The organism is Vicinamibacterales bacterium, from assembly GCA_036012125.1.
Lineage (GTDB): Bacteria > Acidobacteriota > Vicinamibacteria > Vicinamibacterales > UBA823 > UBA11600.
In genome coordinates this window covers 12419-32075 of the sequence record DASCOS010000026.1, presented here as the reverse complement: position 1 = coordinate 32075, position 19657 = coordinate 12419, and the positions used below count along the sequence as shown (strand labels likewise).

Annotated in this window: 17 protein-coding genes; all 17 read right to left on the bottom strand. The window is 51.8% G+C overall.

Translation table 11 applies throughout. The features are described from left to right. Positions 1-161: 161 nt before the first annotated feature. Positions 162-1067: a hypothetical protein gene (locus QGH09_09345; GenBank protein HJO18387.1), complete on the bottom strand. Its 906-nt coding sequence runs from the start codon at positions 1065-1067 to the stop codon at positions 162-164. 51 nt (positions 1068-1118) lie between these two features. Next, positions 1119-2639: a radical SAM protein gene (locus tag QGH09_09340; GenBank protein ID HJO18386.1), complete on the bottom strand. Its 1521-nt coding sequence runs from the start codon at positions 2637-2639 to the stop codon at positions 1119-1121. Positions 2640-2789: 150 nt separating this feature from the next. Next, positions 2790-3836: an N-acetylneuraminate synthase family protein gene (locus QGH09_09335; GenBank protein HJO18385.1), complete on the bottom strand. Its 1047-nt coding sequence runs from the start codon at positions 3834-3836 to the stop codon at positions 2790-2792. A 141-nt stretch (positions 3837-3977) separates the two neighbouring features. Next, complete coding sequence (locus QGH09_09330) at positions 3978-5036, bottom strand: glycosyltransferase family 4 protein (protein ID HJO18384.1); 1059 nt, start codon at positions 5034-5036, stop codon at positions 3978-3980. 164 nt (positions 5037-5200) lie between these two features. Then, entirely contained in the window at positions 5201-6313 is a 1113-nt protein-coding gene (locus QGH09_09325) for a glycosyltransferase family 4 protein (GenBank protein HJO18383.1), read from the bottom strand. A 38-nt stretch (positions 6314-6351) separates the two neighbouring features. Beyond that, positions 6352-7740: a hypothetical protein gene (locus QGH09_09320; protein ID HJO18382.1), complete on the bottom strand. Its 1389-nt coding sequence runs from the start codon at positions 7738-7740 to the stop codon at positions 6352-6354. 184 nt (positions 7741-7924) lie between these two features. After that, positions 7925-9115, bottom strand: coding sequence for a glycosyltransferase (locus QGH09_09315; GenBank protein ID HJO18381.1), 1191 nt, complete (start codon positions 9113-9115; stop codon positions 7925-7927). 95 nt (positions 9116-9210) lie between these two features. Further along, positions 9211-10383, bottom strand: coding sequence for a DegT/DnrJ/EryC1/StrS family aminotransferase (locus QGH09_09310; protein HJO18380.1), 1173 nt, complete (start codon positions 10381-10383; stop codon positions 9211-9213). Beyond that, the gene (locus QGH09_09305; protein HJO18379.1) at positions 10383-11405 is read right to left on the bottom strand and encodes a GDP-mannose 4,6-dehydratase; all 1023 of its coding nucleotides are present in this window, start codon (positions 11403-11405) and stop codon (positions 10383-10385) included. The genes QGH09_09310 and QGH09_09305 overlap by 1 nt, the downstream gene beginning before the upstream one ends. Next, positions 11402-12475, bottom strand: a complete 1074-nt coding sequence (locus QGH09_09300; GenBank protein ID HJO18378.1) for a hypothetical protein — start codon at positions 12473-12475, stop codon at positions 11402-11404. The genes QGH09_09305 and QGH09_09300 overlap by 4 nt, the downstream gene beginning before the upstream one ends. A 12-nt stretch (positions 12476-12487) precedes the next feature. Continuing rightward, the gene (locus tag QGH09_09295) at positions 12488-13426 is read right to left on the bottom strand and encodes an NAD(P)-dependent oxidoreductase (GenBank protein ID HJO18377.1); all 939 of its coding nucleotides are present in this window, start codon (positions 13424-13426) and stop codon (positions 12488-12490) included. Between the two features lie 164 nt (positions 13427-13590). Beyond that, positions 13591-15468, bottom strand: coding sequence for an ABC transporter ATP-binding protein (locus tag QGH09_09290; protein HJO18376.1), 1878 nt, complete (start codon positions 15466-15468; stop codon positions 13591-13593). Next, positions 15461-16069 carry a glycosyltransferase family A protein gene (locus QGH09_09285; protein ID HJO18375.1) on the bottom strand — a complete coding sequence of 203 codons (609 nt, stop codon included), beginning with the start codon at positions 16067-16069 and terminating at the stop codon, positions 15461-15463. Before QGH09_09285 ends, QGH09_09290 begins: the two co-directional genes overlap by 8 nt. After that, positions 16069-16776, bottom strand: a complete 708-nt coding sequence (locus QGH09_09280) for an N-acetylneuraminate synthase family protein (GenBank protein ID HJO18374.1) — start codon at positions 16774-16776, stop codon at positions 16069-16071. The genes QGH09_09285 and QGH09_09280 overlap by 1 nt, the downstream gene beginning before the upstream one ends. Positions 16777-16801: 25 nt before the next feature. Next, complete coding sequence (locus QGH09_09275) at positions 16802-18094, bottom strand: hypothetical protein (GenBank protein HJO18373.1); 1293 nt, start codon at positions 18092-18094, stop codon at positions 16802-16804. Positions 18095-18135: 41 nt separating this feature from the next. After that, the gene (locus QGH09_09270) at positions 18136-18816 is read right to left on the bottom strand and encodes a PIG-L family deacetylase (protein ID HJO18372.1); all 681 of its coding nucleotides are present in this window, start codon (positions 18814-18816) and stop codon (positions 18136-18138) included. A 36-nt stretch (positions 18817-18852) separates the two neighbouring features. After that, entirely contained in the window at positions 18853-19587 is a 735-nt protein-coding gene (locus QGH09_09265) for a glycosyltransferase family protein (GenBank protein HJO18371.1), read from the bottom strand. Between the last annotated feature and the right edge of the window lie 70 nt (positions 19588-19657).

Here is a 19657-nt window from a genome sequence, read left to right as displayed (position 1 = left end):
TTACATGGCCGGTTCCGACTGTGAGAGAAGCGTCGGTCCGAACAATGACCGTTGACTCAGTCATGCTCGATATTTCTCTTGAACTTGCAGGTCGCGAACGGTCAGGACCTGAAATTTGAGGACTAGCTACTAATACCGGCCGGAAGTGCTAATAGGAAAAATTATTTGTCAACGAGGGAGCCAAGCTCCGTCATTCCCGACATTGTATCCTTGGGAATAAACATTTTGGTTCTTCCTAATTCAAAGAAAACATTCGGTGTTAGCGTCACATCCTTCCCCATTAACCGTCTTGCTTCTAATTCATGTTGAGATTCACGATATTCCCCATTAACCGTCTTGCATAAACAAAATAGCTCCATTGAAACTCTTGAACCAACGCCAGAACTCGTCCTTCGTGAGGCGTGCACACTTGTTGAATCAAAGAGATACAGATATCCACTTAACGGCTTCACGGGCGATCTAGAACATCCTATTGTAAGCTCCTTACAATCGTCGTAACCCTTCACAACGGGGTCAAATGAATCTTCTTTATAATCTTCTGGGTAGGAAAAGAAGTCGAGGTGATTGCCTTCAACGTCTCCCAGGATGGGGGCATGAAAACAGAGTGTGTTCCTAGGATGACCAAACATAGATTCTGTATGCCGTTTATAGGTCGAAAAGGGGCGCTGAATCAGCTCCTCGGATACTTCGCCTCCAGCCTTAAATCTCAACACCGGCATCCGTATCGAAGAAATTAAATCTTCAATATTGAGTGTCTTAAGCATATCTGCCGCTGTTTGAACCCAACGGTTAAAACCAGGCACCAAGTGAGACTTTGGCATGAGTTTTCCGTTAGGAGTCATGTTCGCAACGGTTTCCCCTTCAAAGGTTTGAAGAAATTTAGCTTCATCGCTAATGGGAACCGGGTTCGAAAGCATTGCCGACATGTACTGAAGCGTTGCAAATCTATATTCTTCAAATTGGACTTCGGGTATCTTGTAAGAAATCAGCAACTTATCGAGACGAACACCAGGAAAACGCGCACACAAAACATTGAAGAATTTAATACGGCGTTCCAATGTCAACATGGCTGTCTCCTATTCAGAATTGTCTAGTGTTACTAATCCGTAGATGGGCTTTCAGATTACTGAAGGAATGTGCTTTCTCTCCAACGTGTGAGTCGCCATCTCTTGAATATGCTGAACGGTCCCCGAGCCAAATTTTCTGCCGACCATGTCTAGATATTTGGGGTTAGTGAAGTAAACCTGCCAGGCATGGTCGCGAAATCTAAGAACTTCCGGTCCAGATAGGTGTTCGGTTGGCGCGGGCAGGCTGTCAACAGCATGCTGTGAATATCCAGTCCATTTTGCTGGCAGTGGCCAACTGTTCTTAAGAGCCAAATCATACAATCTTGAGCCAGGATAAGCCATCGCAGAATAGAAGTTCGCGTAATCACAATTTAATTCCATAGCAAGATCTAGGGTGGCTTGCATGGCTTCCAAATCGTCTTCGGGTAGACCAAATATATAATTACCAGATACGTTGATACCCGCTGCTTGGACCTTTTCCACGCTCTTAAAGATCTCGTCTTGGTTGTAACTCTTGTCCACATCGTCGCGAACCAGCTCACTTGCCGATTCAATGCCAAGAGCAAGCCAGTTAACTCCGGCCTGCTTTAGTTTTTCCACCGTGTCGTCGCCCCGAATCGTATCTACTCTCGCATAGGCCCAAATGTTGAGGTCATAATCTCGTTCGATGATGCGGTCACAAATTCCGTGAACGTGCTTGTTATTGAGCACAAACATCTCGTCGGATATTCGTAGATTTCGAACCCCGTACTTTTTGACCAGAAGGTCGATCTGATCGAGAACTGAGTCGGGACTCCAAAAGCGATAGGTGTTGACGTCTTCCTTCACTCCCAACACTCCCTCTCCAGCCTTGAAAGGTGATTGTATGCAGCAGAAGGTGCAATGATAAGGACATCCCAAAGTCGTGTAGATGGAGGCATAAGGTTGTCGTTGGAGATCTCCAAAACAATGCCAATTGTGAGCCCTGTACTGGACCATGTCTAAGAGGTCCCAAGCCGGAACCGGGATCTCCCGTGCCAGATCCTGGACTAACGGGGGTGGCGGGGTCGACCTCACTGTCTGGCCATCCCGATACCACAAACCCCGAACCTTTGAGTAATCTGGGTAAGTCGCTTTTAGTGCTTCAAGGAGGTCCAGTATCGTGTAGGGCCCCTCTCCTCCAGCAACAAAGGTAGCATCCGTCTCCCTGAGACTTCGTTCGGGCAAGGCAGCTACGTGACCACCCACCATCAATGTCTTATGTTCAGGCATCAACTGTTTGACTGCAGTACAGATCTCCTCAGCGACAGCCATGTTTTGCGTGGATGCCGAAGGCTGGTGCCCATACACGACCACAACGATGAGTTCAGGATTCATCTCTGAGATCCGTTCGGCAGTTTGCTCCGGACTCAAGTCCTCCGCCTCCGCGTCGAGTATAGCTACTGAAAAATCGTGACGGCGGACGAACGTAGCCATCATCCCGGCCCATAACGGTGGCTCAATAGCTGACAGATCTCGGCCCAATGACTGATAAATCCTTGTCCGGTTCCCAGGATGGACCAGTACAAGATCTAATCCCCTACGCTTTTTCACCTTCTATCCCTCTTGGATAACCATCTAATCAACAGCAAGACTAAAGTGATGCATCGACCAGCACCAAACTGTTTGTTCACCTCATAGGCACCCCCAACCATTGGCAATGGAGGGCCTAGTAATCCATGGCACCAATCACGAGATTTAATGCTAAATCATTGTCCACGTAATCCACTGGTCGGCTTCAATATCAGAACGCGCGACCCGCCCGATGATCAAATCCATCAGGTAGGGGGGAATTCCAAGCCCTGGACGTTTGGCTGTGATCATCTCACGTTTGATGACAGCCCCCTTGGGGATACGGATCTTCGCATGAAGACTACGCCTACCTTGCTCAAATACCTCGCGTTCTTCGGAACGCGGACCGGTTTTAGTGCCATCCCCCAAAGCAGCCTCGACATCTCTCAAGCGTTGCATCATCTCTTTAAACTGCGTGGGTTCCATGGAAAATGGATGGTCCGGACCAACCAATTTTCTATCTAGGGTAAGATGCTTTTCAACCACGCAAGCACCCAATGCCACCGAAGCTAGGCAAACGTGGTCGCCTGCCGTGTGGTCAGAATATCCGGTAAGTACTCCGAACGCATCTCGCATCACCTTTATCGCCTCTAGATTACTTAGGTGTGGCGGTGCCGGATAGAGGGACGTGCATTGAAGGAGAACTAGGTTTCTGTTTCCGACGTCTCGACATGTATCAACGGCACGCTGAATATCCATCCAATCGGCCAGGCCGGTCGAGAGAATGAGCGGTCGACCGGTTTGTGCCATATGCCGGATCAGTCCCAAGTCAGAGAGTTCACAGGACGGCACCTTCAACGCAGCAATTTCTAGCTCGTCAAGCTCATCAATCGCTTCGATGTCGCAAGCAGACGAAAGAAAAATCAGATTGAGGCTTTCGCAGTATTTTTTGAGTGGTGCGTGCCAGGATCGATCCAATTCAAGACTCTTGACCAGCTCAAAGGTGCTAAGGCTTCCAGAAGAGGAAACACTCGGGGCGTGTATCGAGTAATGGGTCTCGGCACGAAAGGTCTGGAACTTGACAGCATCAACCCCTGCTTCAGCTGCCGCATCAATTGTTTTTTTCGCCAAATCAAAATCTTGATTATGATTCGAACCAATCTCAGCAATTACGAAGCAAGGTCGACCATCACCAATTTTCCGCCCAGGAGCTATCTCACAAGTTAAAGCTGAACTCATGTCAACTCCTCACGCGCAGTTGCAGTTGGTAATAAATAGGGTCCGGAACTTTTCGGAAATGGCGTTAGCATGACCGAGGCTTTGAGATGCATGGCTAGGCGCAGCCTATTGAAACCAATTGCTACTTCCCGACTTCCTGCATCAGGCTAGTCTTCGAGACGACTCGGCAAGTAGCATTAGGTAGATGGATCGAACCTTCTTGCTCTGGTTCACAATGTTGAACTTGCGAGATACCGTTTCACGTGCAGAAGTAGCGAAGGTCTGATGCAACGGTGCGTCGGCAATCAACTGTTCTAAACGCCGAACCAAGCCGTCTAGATCACCATCAGGTACCACGAAGCCGTTTACGCCGTTCTCGACGACTTCACTAGTCGCACCACTGTCCGTCGTTACACAAGGAATTCCCATAGCCATTGGCTCAATGAGCTTACGGGGTGCACCCTCGGTAAATCCTCGCGTCGAGGTACAGGTAGCAACATTAAAACCTGCGATATATGGATATGGCTCGTCCACCGGACCCAGAATGACTGCGTCATCACTTAAAGGACTAGCGTAGTTTCTCAGGATGGGTAATCGGTCAACACTACCGGCCTGGGGAGTCGTACCCCCAACCAACACTAGCTTGACCTGAGGATGGCGACGGCGGAGAGTGATGACGGCATCAACTAGTAGTTCGTGGTTCTGTCCTTCTCCGAGGCGCGATACCTGCCCCACGATAAATGCCTCAGGCCCAAACCCTAGCCGGTTGGGAATGACAGCATTCAACTCCTCTATATCAACGCCGTGATAGGCAAGAAATGTTTTCGGCGCTTCCCCTTCAATTGCATCGAACACCTGCTGGTTCTGAGAGATTACAGCATCGACCCCCCGCAAGTCATAGCGATCCAACGTACGCAGCCCGGCTTTGCGGTCAATCACAACCGGCGGTTTCACACGGCGGCAGATGTCCAGGTAGACCTCCAAATTACTGAACTGTACGATGTCAGGTGCAAGGCGCCGCAAATATGCGGTAACGCGTCGCCAGACAAACCAGTTCGGCCGCTTGTTGGGCCTCCCCAAATACACCGCCCGCCCGATTTGCTGAAACCGTTCTTGGATCACCCAGCCGTGCGTCGCAATAAAGTGAAAGTCCCACGCTCCAGGGTCACAACGGTGTAGTTCTCGGCAGACGGTGTATATCCATTGCGAAATGCCGCCCATCGTAAAATCTTGAAGTAGAAAAGCGACCTTCACTGGGCGCGACACATCCCTCGGCCATGGGGTGGTCGTCGACGCTCCTTGCTCACATGAACGCATTTTACTCGGCAGCACGGAATGCCTTGATCCCCAGGCAAGGGTTATCCACGAGAAGATGGTTGTAACAGTTAAGCGAAGGCATGGTTGTAAACCTCGTCGCGGTATCGTCGCGCGATAACTGAATAGTCCAGTGAGCGTCCGGTTTCTAGCGCTTCAGCCGCGAGGCGTTTTCTAAGTGCTGGGTCTTCCGACAACTGGAGAAGGGCCCTTGCTAATCCGTCAGCATCTTCGACGTCCGCCACTAAGCCATTCTTGTCGTGTACAATCAAGTCACTAGCTAATCCGACGCGCGTGCTAACCACCGGTACCCCCGAGACCATACTCTCCGGTATCGTCGCTGGTCCGCCCTCCTGCCGTGAGCTGACACAGTAGGTGTCGAGAGCATGGTACAAGCGCGCTAGCTCGGCGAGAGACTCCTGCGGTGCGTAGGTGTATGGCACCCCTAGTTCCTCTAACCTTTTCCGTACGAATCGACGCCTTGGTCCGGTCAGCAGCGCATGCACCGGCGCCCTCTGATGCGCTATGGCTAAGGCCTCAGCAAGAATGTCAGGGCCCTTGATGAGCTTCGGGCGCCCAGCATCATCCTCGTCCCGTTGGAAAGAACCCACAACAAACGCCTCTGGGGGAATGGCCAAACTGGCACGAACCGCTCTGCGTTGTTCGGGACTGCCCACTGGACGGAAAAGGCGCACGTCGATACCGTTCGGAATGACATGGACGATCTGGGGGTCAACCCCGCATTCCAGCACATGCTTTTGTGTTGTGGTGTTCGGCACGATAAAACGTTCGACTTTTCGCCAGTGCCGTTCCAACTGTCGGCACGCACTCGCGAATTCAGGCTCGCGGTCATGCTTGCTACCATGTTGCCAAGTGACGACAAGACGGTTAGATGAATGAACCGGAGGAATTCCCCCACCCTTGAAAAATGCTGGTCGACATAAACAGTGGATGTTGGCACGGCTAAGATACGGACGTTGCATGACGTGACCGATTACTGCAACTTCATTAAAGCTCTTGGCCAAATAAGGTTGAAGCCCCAAGGCAATTTCTTTGACCACCCAGTCCCCACCACCCGTTACTAAGAACAACGTCCCAGGTTGCGCGTCTAACCCTAAGCTTGCCGCTGCAGCCCGAACATGGAGTGCTCCACGACGTAACCCATGAAAAAACGTGTTCGACATCCTAGGTAGATGATTCGGCCACTCGCAGAACTGTTCAGTTAACTATCGAAAGTCCCGTGGTTTGCCGTTTCTGGATCAACGATAATGCGGCCGATATCCGATGGGTGACCAGTCGTCTGTTTCAGCTCGCGAAGCCATTCCGATCTTCTCTTCTTCACATCAGTAGACTGTACAAAGCTCTCAATCGCATCGACCGCCCGCATGGCCGCTTGACCATCTCCTTCACCAAGAAACTTCTTCAGATACTCATCTTGGGAGGAGACCTTGACACCAAAATCGTCAAGGGTGCGGCTCTGAAGCAAAGCGACCGCTTCATCCGCACTTGCAGTGGTTGACACTCCGCTAAATTGAAAGGCGCCCCCAGGCCGACGGTTGAAAAACTCGCCCTGATGCAGCGAATCCAAATGTCCAGCGTCGTCGCCAAGATAATCCTCGGCACTGTGAGCGATACAGAAGTGAGGAACTCTGAGAGCAGCAGCCTCAAAAACACCCAGACTGTAATAGCTAATACAAAGATTGGCGATGCTCAGGGCTTCAATAATTGTGGGTGGATAGAAACTTTCGTCGTAGATACATTTGTCCGAAACCGCACGCAAATATGGCGGAGTAGGCGTTTTCTGTCGAGATTTGACGAGAAGAAACGCGCCGTTTCGATCACAAAAGTTCCGGATTGCGCTTACCACATCAACATCATTTACATCGGACCACGCCGCTCCTAAATAGCTGAGTTTGCCATGCGTAATCGCATTGACTACGCGGCGTACACGGCTGGGCTCCGAAAATATTTTTTTGGGCCAGAAAGTGCGTCTTCCTACACCCTGCGGAAAGGGTAAGAGAACCACAACTGGCTGATCAGATGGAATCCCCCATCGACGCCTCACGGCCTGTCGATCCACCAATCGCACAGCTTCATGCTCTGGGCTTCCGACAAACCGACTGCGGGATTCGAGGCTTCTTCGAAGTGCGGACACATCGCTTACACGCTCCGTAGCTTCGTAGTGGGACACGGCCCAGTCAAGCCACCAGCGAGTGTAGAGTGCCAGCAGGTCACATCCCTTTAAACGATTCGAAGAGTTCATCAAGGTATCGAGACCTGACTGCACGCATGTCCAGACAGGATATCTATTTGGAACCGCACCGGCTGTATCTGTTTGAAGCGGTGCCATCGACACAACAGCATCACTGTCACCGTGTTTAAGTCGCTCTACCAGTTCAGCCGAACCGCGATAGCTTTGAACACTCGGTTGTCCGTGTTGGAAGTTCGGCACTTGGGCGATCGCTGGGAACAGATACTTCTTCATACCGGTCGTTGGAAAACTGTAGTCGTGGAGGCACTCAACTTGCCACTTCGACCTGAGTGCACAATCGATCACAGGGCCCAAGAGTCGATAGTCCGAAAGCCGCGTAATGACGAATAGAACCTTCACCGAAACCAGAGACCTCTTCTTCTTCTTTTCAATTAATCAATTACTTATCGAAACAAACACTTCAGATGGACTCCTACAGAGAGGCGGGGATGACCCACAATTACACTCCATGCCTTCGATCCGTAGAGATTAATTCAGGAAGATGTTGTTGAAGATGAGATCGGCAGTTTCTGACGGTAGGCGGTTACTGTTGTTGGATGAGCGCATCTAATTTACTACCCAACACCGTCAAATTGTTCTGCCTTTCCACCAGCCGTCTCGCATTTATTCTAATTCGTTGTCGGACGACCGAATCTCGCATGAGCCTTTCAATACTTTCACACCACTCCGAGAGTTTCCCCGAATGAACAAACCACACATTCTGACGATCGATGAATGTGGGCCACCACAATGCAGACGTCTTTGTCACTAGGGCCGGCTTGCCGCAGGCCATCGCCTGCATCGTGACGGTTGTTAAAGTACGGACTTCGCCAGGTTTGAACGGGACAATCACGATCGCGCTGTCTTGCACAATTTGCCGAATCTCAACGTCAGAAATCAGATTCCTTTTCCAATCTCCTTGTTTGAGCGTAACGTTTGCCGAAACCTGTTCCGGTTGAATTCGATCCGTTACAAATACAAAGCGAAAATGCGGAAGGTGTCTGGCAATCTGTAGAACCAATTCAAAATCACGACCGCGATCGTTCCCCATAAACAGAATGGTTCCCGAGGCTGTATCGCGCTGAGCCGCAGTAAGACTTGGTCTCCAAAACTCTGTGTCAACGCACGCAGCCACCAGATGTATCTTCTTGTCGAACTCAGGAAACATTCGTCGTGCCATTTCATATCCCGATCGGTCGCCATATATCGTCCCGCTAGTTGTTTCCAATAACTGACGATAAAGTTGTCGTCGTTTACGATACCGGCCAAAAATAAATCTGTAGTAGAGGTCTCTTGAAATGTCCTTAACCCGTGCAGTCAGAGGTTCGCTGCGTATTATGGCTTGGGTAAACAACAAGGCGTTTAAGACCCCGAACACTCTCGGACGGATAGCGTCCTGAGCAATGAAGTGTGAGAGGCCGAAGGCAATCGAGTCACTACCGGCAACAATCACATCGTATTGGTTGAGTGTATTCAGAGCTCCGACAAAAAAATGGCTAGTTGAAGTAAAACCAGTTGCCTGTTGGAGTTCCGTATTCCGCCTGGTGAGCTCCGAATAAATTGGCAAAGTCTTGTCAGGAGACAAATCCGACAATTCAAGAATATCAACGTCGTAGCCTATGGACTGGAGGTAAGTGGCCCCATAGAGAAACTCCTCCGGCACCTCGTTTCCTGCCCGTACTGCCAGGAACCGCGATCGGCGCCCCCCCGTAAATACGTAAAGAATCCTCACCATCAACCGGCTCTTCCGAGCCTCCTTGGCACATCTCGCTCCCTTCAGGCTGACACTCGAGAAAGGACTGCTGAAGCGGTCGACCAGTGCACGCGTCGCTACAGACCGTTCAACATTTCACACAGGGTGCGGATCTTGCGCCGTTTGAGCGTGGGATAGTTCCCAAGATAAAAGCCAAAAAAGTGTACATGCTCGCAAATCGGAAATCTCTTCGCAAAATTCGGTCCAACCAATTTCTGTAAATAGGGTTGTCGGAGCTGGTTTCCACCACCCGAGGTGCCTCGTCGAAATTCCACGCCATGCCGGCTCAACAACGACATAACCTTCTGGCAGAATGTTCGATTTGCTTTTCTAAGCACCAGAGTGAATGCATAGCTACTGCTACCCTCTCGTTCGAACTCCGTCTGGTAGATGGCGGGGTCGAGACTGTCGAGAAACAGATTCATATTTATTACCCTAATCCGATTGTTGGAATTAAGACGTCTGAGTTGCGCTCGGCCCAAGATGGCACCTATCTCTGTCGGACGCACGTTATAAGCTGGAAAAGCGAAGATAAAATCAGGGTTGAGATCAGGGTGTTTCCTACGATACGCACGCTTTACCTTTTCCGATGAAGATTCTCGTACCATCCCGTGAGAACGTAGCATCTGTAGGATGTCGAACAAGCTGCGGTCATTCGTACAAATCATGCCGCCCTCGATCGTGCTTAGATGATGGGCATAGTAATAGGAGAAATTTGACATGAGACCGTACGTGCCGAGCTTCCGCCCACAGAACGTCGCACCATGTGATTCGCTCACGTCTTCGATTAGGGGAATTCCACGACTGGCGAGCTCGTCGAGTAAGCGCTGCGTTAGTGCGTTGTAACCGAGTATATGCGTCAGGAAGACTGCCTTGGTCCGTTTTGTAACCTTGGACAACACTTGGGCATCATGCAGTCCAAGAGTGCGAGGATGAATATCAGCAAACACTGGCTTAAACCCGCATTGAAGAACCGCGGCGATATCCGACACCCACGTTAGTGGCGGCACGATAATCTCACCGAGACCATGCGTTTCACGGAGAGCGGTAAGTGTCAGAAGATTAGCCGATGATCCAGAATTAACAAAAACGCTGTACTTTACGCCCAACCACTTGGACCATTCCCGTTCAAAGGCACGCACTTGCTTCGAATGTGTGAGAATCGGTTCATCCTGCTTAAGAAATCTGATCACTGCATCCAAATCAGAACGACTGATATTGTTCTCCATCAACGGCCAATTGAGTGCCATCAGAATGGTCCTACAGACTCGTCGGGATGCACCGCGCCTTTAGCTTCACGTCTCCAATAGGCCAAAAGATCCGCCATGCTTTGCTCAAATGAGACCGTCGGCTTCCAGTCTGTCGCTTGACTAAATTTTTCAACACTAGGAATCTGTAGTGTGACGTCCACCGGACGTAGCAAATCGGGGTCACATCTAGTATTGACTGGAACAGACGCCAACTCGATAAGCTTGCCTAAAAAGTCACCAACCGTCATGGTCGTTGTACCGCCAATGTTGTAGACCTCGCCCGGCTCACACTTTTCAACCGTTTCCCAGTAGGCCCGCATCGCGTCGCGGACATCAATCAAGGTTCGCACACTGTCTAAATTGCCATGACGCAGATCGTTGGGAATCAGACCTGCCTCAATCCACGCAATCTGTTTCGCAAAGCTTGTTGCGAATAGGTCGATTCGTCTCGGGTTCAGGTATGAAAACATGCGTGTCCGAATGATTTTCAATTTGTAGCTCATCCAATATGAGTGACCGAGGAGATCTTGAGCCGCTTTTGAAACCGCATAAGGGCTGGCCGGTCGCATTGGGCACTCTTCCGTAATTGGTACATTCTTCGGGTCGACCTGCCCATAGACTTCGGAGGTGCTACACAGTTGAATAATCGGATCAATATCCGCCAAACGGACAGCCTCAAAGAGATTGCTGGTGCCAAGTATGTTATTGGCCAACACCGCGTTGGCAGTGGTAAACGAGGCCTGGACATTTGCATAGGCCGCCAAATGGAAAATCACATCAGGCTGCACAGACCGCATGACCGCAACCACTGAGCTGAAATCCATCAGGTCTGCTTCGTGTAGGCGAATACTCGCGCGGATGGCGGCCAGGTTGTCTGTGGAAGTGGTACTGTGCCACCGACAAATGCCATGCACCTCGGCGTCGGGGTGATGCTCCACGATGTACTCCGCTAGGTAACTTCCACCGGAGCCAGCGATGCCAGTAATCAATACCCGTTGAAACCTCCTGCGCTCTGCAGTCACTGCTCCACCGCCTTGTTAGTGGCGCATTCCCCTGGCGAGACAGTGACATGCTTCTTCCGGGAAGAGTCCGTGGCCGAGTAATCTTCATCTGGAGCACGAAAGATAATCTCACTCCCCTTGGATTCGAACCGAAACGGTACTTGCAGCAACCCGTCAAGTCGTTTTCTAACGTCGTTCTGGTGTTCCGGTGGAACAAACAACAACATAAATCCACCTCCACCCGCACCGATCACTTTTCCGCCCAAGGCTCCGGCCCCTTGCGCTCGGTTGTATATCTCATCCAGTTCGGAATTACTGACAGCGCCACTGAGGCTACGTTTCACACACCAAGCCTCGTGCAGTAAGCCACCGAGATCGCCAATATCACCGCCACCCTCCAGAACCGAGAGCCCCTCAGTGACAAAATCACCCATACGCGTCAACTCGCGTTCTTTAGCAAGAATATCGCCAACGTAACTTCTTGCCACATCGGATGCCGTTCGGACGATACCTGTATAGAACAGCATCAGGTGCGCATGCAGTTCATTGATTCGTTCACTCGACAGTGTTAGACCCCGGATTGATAGCTTGCCATCCTGGTGGAACACTAAGTGATTCAATCCTCCGTACGCCGCGAGAGCTTGATCCTGAAATCCAACGGTCTCTTTCAGAACGTCTTGCTCGATGTGACTACTTTCAGAAAATAACTGCAGCTTGCTTGGTGTACGACCCGCCAGGGCATGCAGCGCGTGCAACAACCCTACGGTAAAGGCAGAGCTCGAACCCACGCCACTACGAGCGGGTAAATCACCATCGTGATGAATTTCAAGACCGTGGTCACATTGTAGATATCGAATCACTGCACGGGCGGCCGGATGCGTGATCTGATCGACGGTCTGACACGTCTCGATCTGCGAATAAGCTACGCGATACCTATGGTCAAAGAACGGAGGGAGGCAACGGCAAGTAAGATAGCAATACTTGTCAATGGTTGTTGCCAACACCGCCCCACCATGTTGACTTACCCAAGTCGGGTAGTCTGTCCCGCCTCCAAAAAATGAGATGCGGTAGGGTGTGCGACTAACGATCATGGTCAGGAAGTCTCACGAATTTTTCAAAGGGGTCCGCGCAAGCATCCGATAACCTTTGATCAACTCTTGGATACCTTGGTCGAGCGTGCGATGCGCCTCAAAGCCGGCCTCGCGCAAACGCTGGTTAGATACAATGTAGTTTCGTTTGTCGGGGTCCTCGCCCACAGGAGCAGCGTGCAGATAGAACCCCGGAACGTATTCTTTTATCTTCAGAGCAAGTTCTTCCTTAGAAAGATTGGCTGCGTCAAGTCCGACGTTATAGCAGCGACCCACCATGGCATCCGCATTTTCAATACAGTGCATAAAGCAGTCGGCCACATCAAGAATGTGAATGTAATTACGCTTAAAGTCTTTTTCAAACAGAACGAGATACCCTTCACTAACCGCAGCATACACAAAATGATTCACGAGCAAGTCCAGCCGCATTCTCGGGGACATTCCGAACACCGTAGCTAAACGGAGAGTAATGACGTTCTTGCACTGTAGGAGTTCTGTTTCCGCCTGCGCTTTCATCTTTCCGTAGAACGAGATCGGCTCTAACAGCGTGTCCTCGGTGCAATGCACCTTCCCCGACTTGGCACCATACCCACTGTTGGTGGTTGGGTAAATCATCAGCTGGTGTCTATTGCGCAGGCGATTCATCATTTGCACGGCTTCTAGGTTCACCGACGTGGCCAACGCTGGATCCCGGTCGCACGCAGGCGCACCGACAATTGCGGCCAGCGGAATCAATACGTCGGCTTCAGCAATTAAGGGATTCATCTGCTTCTCATCCCTGGCATCACCGTGATGAAAGTCGAATCCCCGGTGCGAGCAGAGATGAAAGAGGGCGTGTTGGGAGTAAAGCAGGTTGTCAACCACTGTGACCTGATATCCGGTCTGAAGGAGCCGTTCACAGAGAACAGATCCAAGATAACCAGCTCCACCCGTTACCAAAACTCGCTTACTCATGCGTGATTAACCAATCTTCGGCGTGTGCCGATCCCCTAACCAGTCCGTGATAGAACCACTCATTCATACAATGACGGCGACCTGTATGCAGACTTCCACCCCGCAGGAGGTTACACAGACACCGGTGTTCCGAGTAAAGACGCGATACCCGAAACTTAAGCCTCTCACGCACCATCCTCTTTCGGTGTTAGAGGAATGTCTAACGCACTGAGTTGGAGACTGCAGAAATGACGGTAAGTTGGACTGACGTCGAGTAAGTCTGAGTGTGACCCGATGGCTTCGATCCGGCCGCGGTCGAGCACGACAATACGGTCAGCGTGCATTACCGTGGATAACCGATGCGCAATGACGATCGCAGTTGCCTCAGAAACAACACGATTGATCGCGTCTTGTACGAGTCGCTCTGATGTACTGTCGAGCGCACTGGTCGCTTCATCCAATATCAGGATCTTGGGACGATGCACTACCGCGCGCGCGATCGCCACCCGTTGCCGCTCTCCTCCCGAGAGACGCGTACCCCGATCTCCAATCAGCGTGTCGTACCCCTGTGGCAATGCCATGATGAAATCATGAGCATTTGCAATGCGAGCGGCCCGCTCCAAATCGGCGTCTGTGAGTGACGGACGGCCAAAACGGATATTGTTCCGCACGGTGTCATGAAAGAGTAAATTCTCCTGCGAGACGACTCCGAACAGCTGTCGATACTCTCGCTGATGGTAGGTTCGAACATCGACCCCATCCATGAGAATAGTGCCAGCCTCTGGGTCGTATAATCGAAGTACCAGGTCCGCAAGCGTGGACTTCCCCGCCCCACTGGGGCCGACGAGCGCGACAAAGTCACCCTTGCGCACCTCCAACGTCACATTCTCAATGGCGCGGCGACGACCGTACGAAAAGGAAACTCCCTGCACTTGGATCGCCTTATCAAACGAGGTCTTTGGCACGTCCCCATCGATAATTGTTGGCCTTTCGGTGAGTAATTCGCTGACGCGACCATAAGCCGCCTTTGTCGCTTCCACCCACAGAAAGCTCGTTGCCGAATGGTTAATCGGACCGATCAATAGCTTCCCGACATAAGTGAACAGCAGTAGACCCTCAAGCGTTAGCTCACCCGCACGGACTTCAAGAACGGCAATGAGAAAGATCCCCAGTACGGCGAATGCATCCAGAACCGACCGAGTGGGCCCCTCGGCCTTCTTGATACGACTCTCGTGCAGGACCGCCGAGGATACGCGATCGATTGTTGCATCGAGCTTGTTCAACTCGAACGACTCTGCACCAAAGGATTTGGTAACGCGTACGCTCGTCAGAGCCTCCTGCACGGCTCCAACTAACTCGGCACTGCTATCAGTTTGCTCCCTGGTGCGACGGCGGATCGGTTTCTTGAGCACCTGTGTGAGACCGAACTGAAGCAGTAACAACCCCAGTGAGCCAAATGTTAGCCAAACACTAGTGCTGAACAAGTACGCCGAGTAGATTACGATCTGGACATTGTGATGAATCAGGCTCCGAACGAGCGGTCCTAGAGCGGCCGCCGTATTCGTCGCATCTGTCGAGACTCGTGAGATGAGTTCACCTGTCCGCTCCCGGGAGAAGAAAGCCATATCCTGGTGCAGCAGATGCTTAAGCAAGTCGTGTTGAATGAGCTTCGCATAGCGAGTCCGTAGCCAAGCAGCCCCATAGTCCGCCAGGTAGGTAGCGCCCGCCACCAACGTTGATTGCAGTAGGAAGAGCAGCCCGAAAAAGACCGCTACGTTGTTTCCGGTCGCACCAGTTCCAAGAAATAAGCCCGTAACGCGCACGCCGAGTGAGTTGAGGTCGAGCCAGGACCCGGAGGCCGGGATGGCCTGAGGGGGCGTTAACGAGAGGCTTGTAAGCAGTGCGGCCAGAATCGCCGGCTGCAAGACAGCGAAAAGATTGCCAACCAGCGTCACGCCGGCAACGAGTCCGACGATGCCAGCATGGCGTCGTGCATACCGAAAGATCAGCCACATGAACGCAGGTGGCGTAGCCGTCGGTCCACGTGAAGAAACGTCAGGCACGGTGAGTCAGTGAGTTGTCGTGCTTCACATAGTTATAGAGCGGCACCGGCAAATGAAAGAGTTTCATTGAATCGATCCGTTCAAATAAGTCGACGTCCTCGAACACTTTCTTCTTCTTGTTATACGAACCAATGCGCTCGAGATACGAGGTCCGCAGCATCAGTCCACACGCGAGACCTTTTTCGCTAAACGATTCAACTGACAAAATGCGTTCGTCGGCATCGGTCACGAAATAGTCACATGAAACACCAGAGTATTGCGGGCAGAACTTTAAAAAGTTGTAGAGCATCGAGAGAAACGGTGGCTGAACATAATCGTCCGCATCCACCCGAACGAAATACTTTCCACGGGAGTTATCCACCCCAATTCGCGAACTGGCACCAACACCTAGGTTGCGTTTATTAACAATGACCTTCACGTCGCCGGCCCCCTGGAAGGTTCTTACCGCTTCGAGGGAATCGTCAGTACTGTGGTCATCAACGATAATGATCTCGTAGCGATTGCGCTCTAAATCTTGATTGATTAAGGAGCGTAGACAGCGGCGAATATACTTTCCGTAGTTGTGGTTGGTGATTACAATCGAGATGTCTGGTGACTTCATCAGTCAAATTTCTCCATAAGACGCGCCAGGCATACGAGTTCTCCTAACTCATCTGGCGTCGCACTGCAGATATGGTCTGGTCCCGAAAGTCCCTTGTTAAGTGTAAAGTGCTTTTCAATAATGCGTGCACCACGCCCCACCGCAACCAGCGCTGCCTCAATACCGATCGTGTGATCACTAAATCCTTCATAGATTGAGTCAGCGAACCCTTGTGGCAGGCAAATATCTTCGTAGGGACACGGGTATTTAGGAACACAGTACAGATATCGTGCGTTGGAGCGCTGATAGGGTACGCCTTGACCATCCCAGAACCCGAGCGAGATAAACGTCTCGAGTCCGGTTGCTAGAATGTGTTCACACAGCTTCCGATCTTGCACGACACGGCTCGCAACCTTGTGCCGGCTAACGCCGAGGGATTCCATCCACTTGAATCGCTCGAGGTCGAACACTGAAGCCATGAACTCAATGCCCTCCTGCTCGCACCAAGTCTTAAGTTGCGCCGCCTGGTCAAAACCGAACTGCACAGTTAGAGCTTGGCTGAGCGCTTCGGGGTCTGGATAAGTGCCGTCTGGCCCAAACACTTTGTATGGATCATAAAATTGAAACTTGGCGATGTCAGCGCCCCCAGCCTTGGCTTGCCTGATTAACTCGTGCGCAAGATGAACGCTGCCGTTGTGGTTAATACCAATCTCCGCAATGATGATCAAGAACTGCTCCTTTTGCCAAGAGTGCCTAAAAGTACGCGGCGGGTAAAACCTGCCGTAGGTCGCCCAAGTCCGACCGCCATGCCTGGAGTTTCAGGTGGTCCTCGTGCCAGCCAACCACTAGTCGCCCCCGGTGATAGCGATTAATATAACCAGCCATTTCCGGTGGATAGTCTTCGCGCTGATACGTCGTGAACTGCTTGCGTACCCGGTGAAATCCGTCCGTGAACCATTTCTCAAAGCCTAACCAGGCCGGTAGGAAGCCCCAGATATGTTCGAGCGGAGAACCCGCAAATGGCATGTCTAGAGCGTCGTACATCTCAAACTGATCCAGCTTTTCACTCAAACGCAATAGAAAATCACGGGACAACAGGTGAAGGGCCGCACATCCAAACCACTCAGGGCCACGCTCACGGTGAAAGTGCACGCCATGCTCAGCATCTGACTCTGTCACCACTTGGGGTATGCCATTGTGGTAAGCCAAGACAGGACCACCGGTATCCTTGACAGTGTGCCCGACCCACATACTCGCCTGTGAAGCCCATCTATCGAATACCAGCGGAATCCGTCGGACGGTTCGTCCAGGCCACGAAACGTGTGGGTGAGTAAAGGGCGAGCCCCACTTCTGCTGGATCCGAGCCCTCATGAGGCGCGGGAGCGCTCCCCTTTGGGACACATTCGGCACGTGGTTCTCGGTCTCGATAGAGAAATCTGAACCCCATCGCTCATAGAGAACTTTGAACTTGGGATCGCGACAGAAAATCCTGAATGTCTCAACAAATTGTTGTCCGTAAAACCGCCCTATCGGCGATGTCTCGACATCTCTCGCGTGACACCCCTCCGCGACGTCCCGAGGTATCCGTCTTTTCTCGTGTCCGGATGCGACAAAATGCACGTGGCGGCGTTCCGTAAAATCCACTAACGCCGAGAGTAGCCGTGGGTGGGCCAGAATGGCCCCTTCACCCAAAAAGAGCACGCGCTCGTAAGCACGCCAGTGTCCTTCGCGAATGAACTTGTACCAAGCGCCAGAATCTAACCCGTGATCATTCTCGTATTCCAACTCAAAGATTCGAGTGCGACGAAGTCGGCATACTTCGCGAACTCGCTCGTCGAATGGACTGAGTTTTCGGTTTACCCCCAAAGTAGTCGCGATCTGCTCGTATTCCCGATATGACTCTCGAGCACTCGTTCCATCCCCTAGGTTGTAGACGAAGTAGAAATCAGCATCCAAGCGGTCTTGTGTCACCGTGGTCAAAAGAGTGGCCATCATGAGCCAAGGTTTGTGATGGACACAAAACACAATCGCCAACTTGCTACTCATGCCAGAGTTCCACCAGTTGCCTCACCGTTAGACAGAACGTCCTACCTCACCGACCGAATCAACTCGAAGGCCTCAACACACGACATTCCTGCCGTGGAACCCCACCGCGTAGCCGCAGCCCGCAACACTTCTGGCGAGCGGGGGTGTGGTGCTTCACGTCGCTCACTTTCATAGCACTGCATGGCGGTGATCTTACAGTCGAGGGAATCCTTAATGTCCACGAATACGTTTGGCCGAAACACCGGCGACACCCGTTGGAAGGCCCAATCGGTCGACGACGGCACTTCGAAGGTATAAAGATTAGGCACACTCACTCTAGAAGCATCTGGACGGGTAGCTGTAAGCACAGCTCGGAACGTCATACTGTGATCGATATTCAAATCACCAGGATGGTGTGTATAGATGGCATCGGGCCTAAATGTTTCCACCCACTTCTCAACCGGTTTGATGAGGTTTAGTAACCCAACTTCGTCGAATCGGTTATCCGGCAGTCCGCAAAACGACACCGACCGCGCACCCAGAACCTCCGCCGCCGCTTTGGCGTCCGCCTGGAGCTTCTGGAGCTGCGCCGCGGGCACGTCGGTTCGTTGCTCGTATCTGGAACTGACCCCCTCGCCAAGAATAGCGATATGGACATCGTCTTCATTAGCGTAACGAGCAATCGTGCCACCGCACCCGAGAACTTCGTCATCAGGATGCGCAGCAATGACGAGAATAGTCATACCCTGGTCCCTTCGCTGGAGTGATTCATTGCAATATCAAAGGTCGTGCGCAGATTTCTGACGCACCATCTCATTGATCCGCAGCAACTCAGGCTGCCGTTCTAACAGCATCAGCACATCTCGCCACGTGAATTCTTGAGTCTCAAGAAAGCGGCAGACCTGGCGAACAAAGGTTAAATCCTCCTCGAAATCCACAGTCCAGCGCATCCAGGAGCGATCAATCTCATCGGTGATACTCACGGTTGAAAACTCCTCGGGGTGCTCGTCGACGTATGGGAACACATGCGCCCGCTGGTGCGGCGCCTTCGCTGTCCGCCAGACACGTTTCAACGCAGTCGAAGTCACGGCTTCAACGTCGAGACCACGAGGAAAAGTTCGCACTAGAGTGTTCGCCGAGAAATCCACTGTTGACAACGAATCGAGGAGAGGCTGAACAACTTGGTCAATGAGACCTGGGTCAAGTAAAGGACAATCGGATGTAATCCTGACCACAACATCCAGCGCGTAGTGCTCGGCTGTTTGGTAGTAGCGGTCCAGGACATCATCCTCATCCCCTCGGTAAACCTCAACCGGTAGTCCACGCACGTATTCCACGAGCCGATCGTCCTGAGAGGTGGTGGTGGTCGCTAAGATCACGCGGTCGATGGTCTGTGCTCGACGGGTTCGGTCGAGTACTCTTGCGACCATCGAAGTCCCCGCGATGTCGAGCAAGGCTTTGCCAGGAAGCCGCGTCGAGCCTAAGCGGGCCTGCACTATCGCGCCAACGGTCATCGGCCATCTCTGGCTGAATCAAGATACCTCAGAAAATCTCTCATCCCCTTCAGCCGTTGTTGATCTAGGA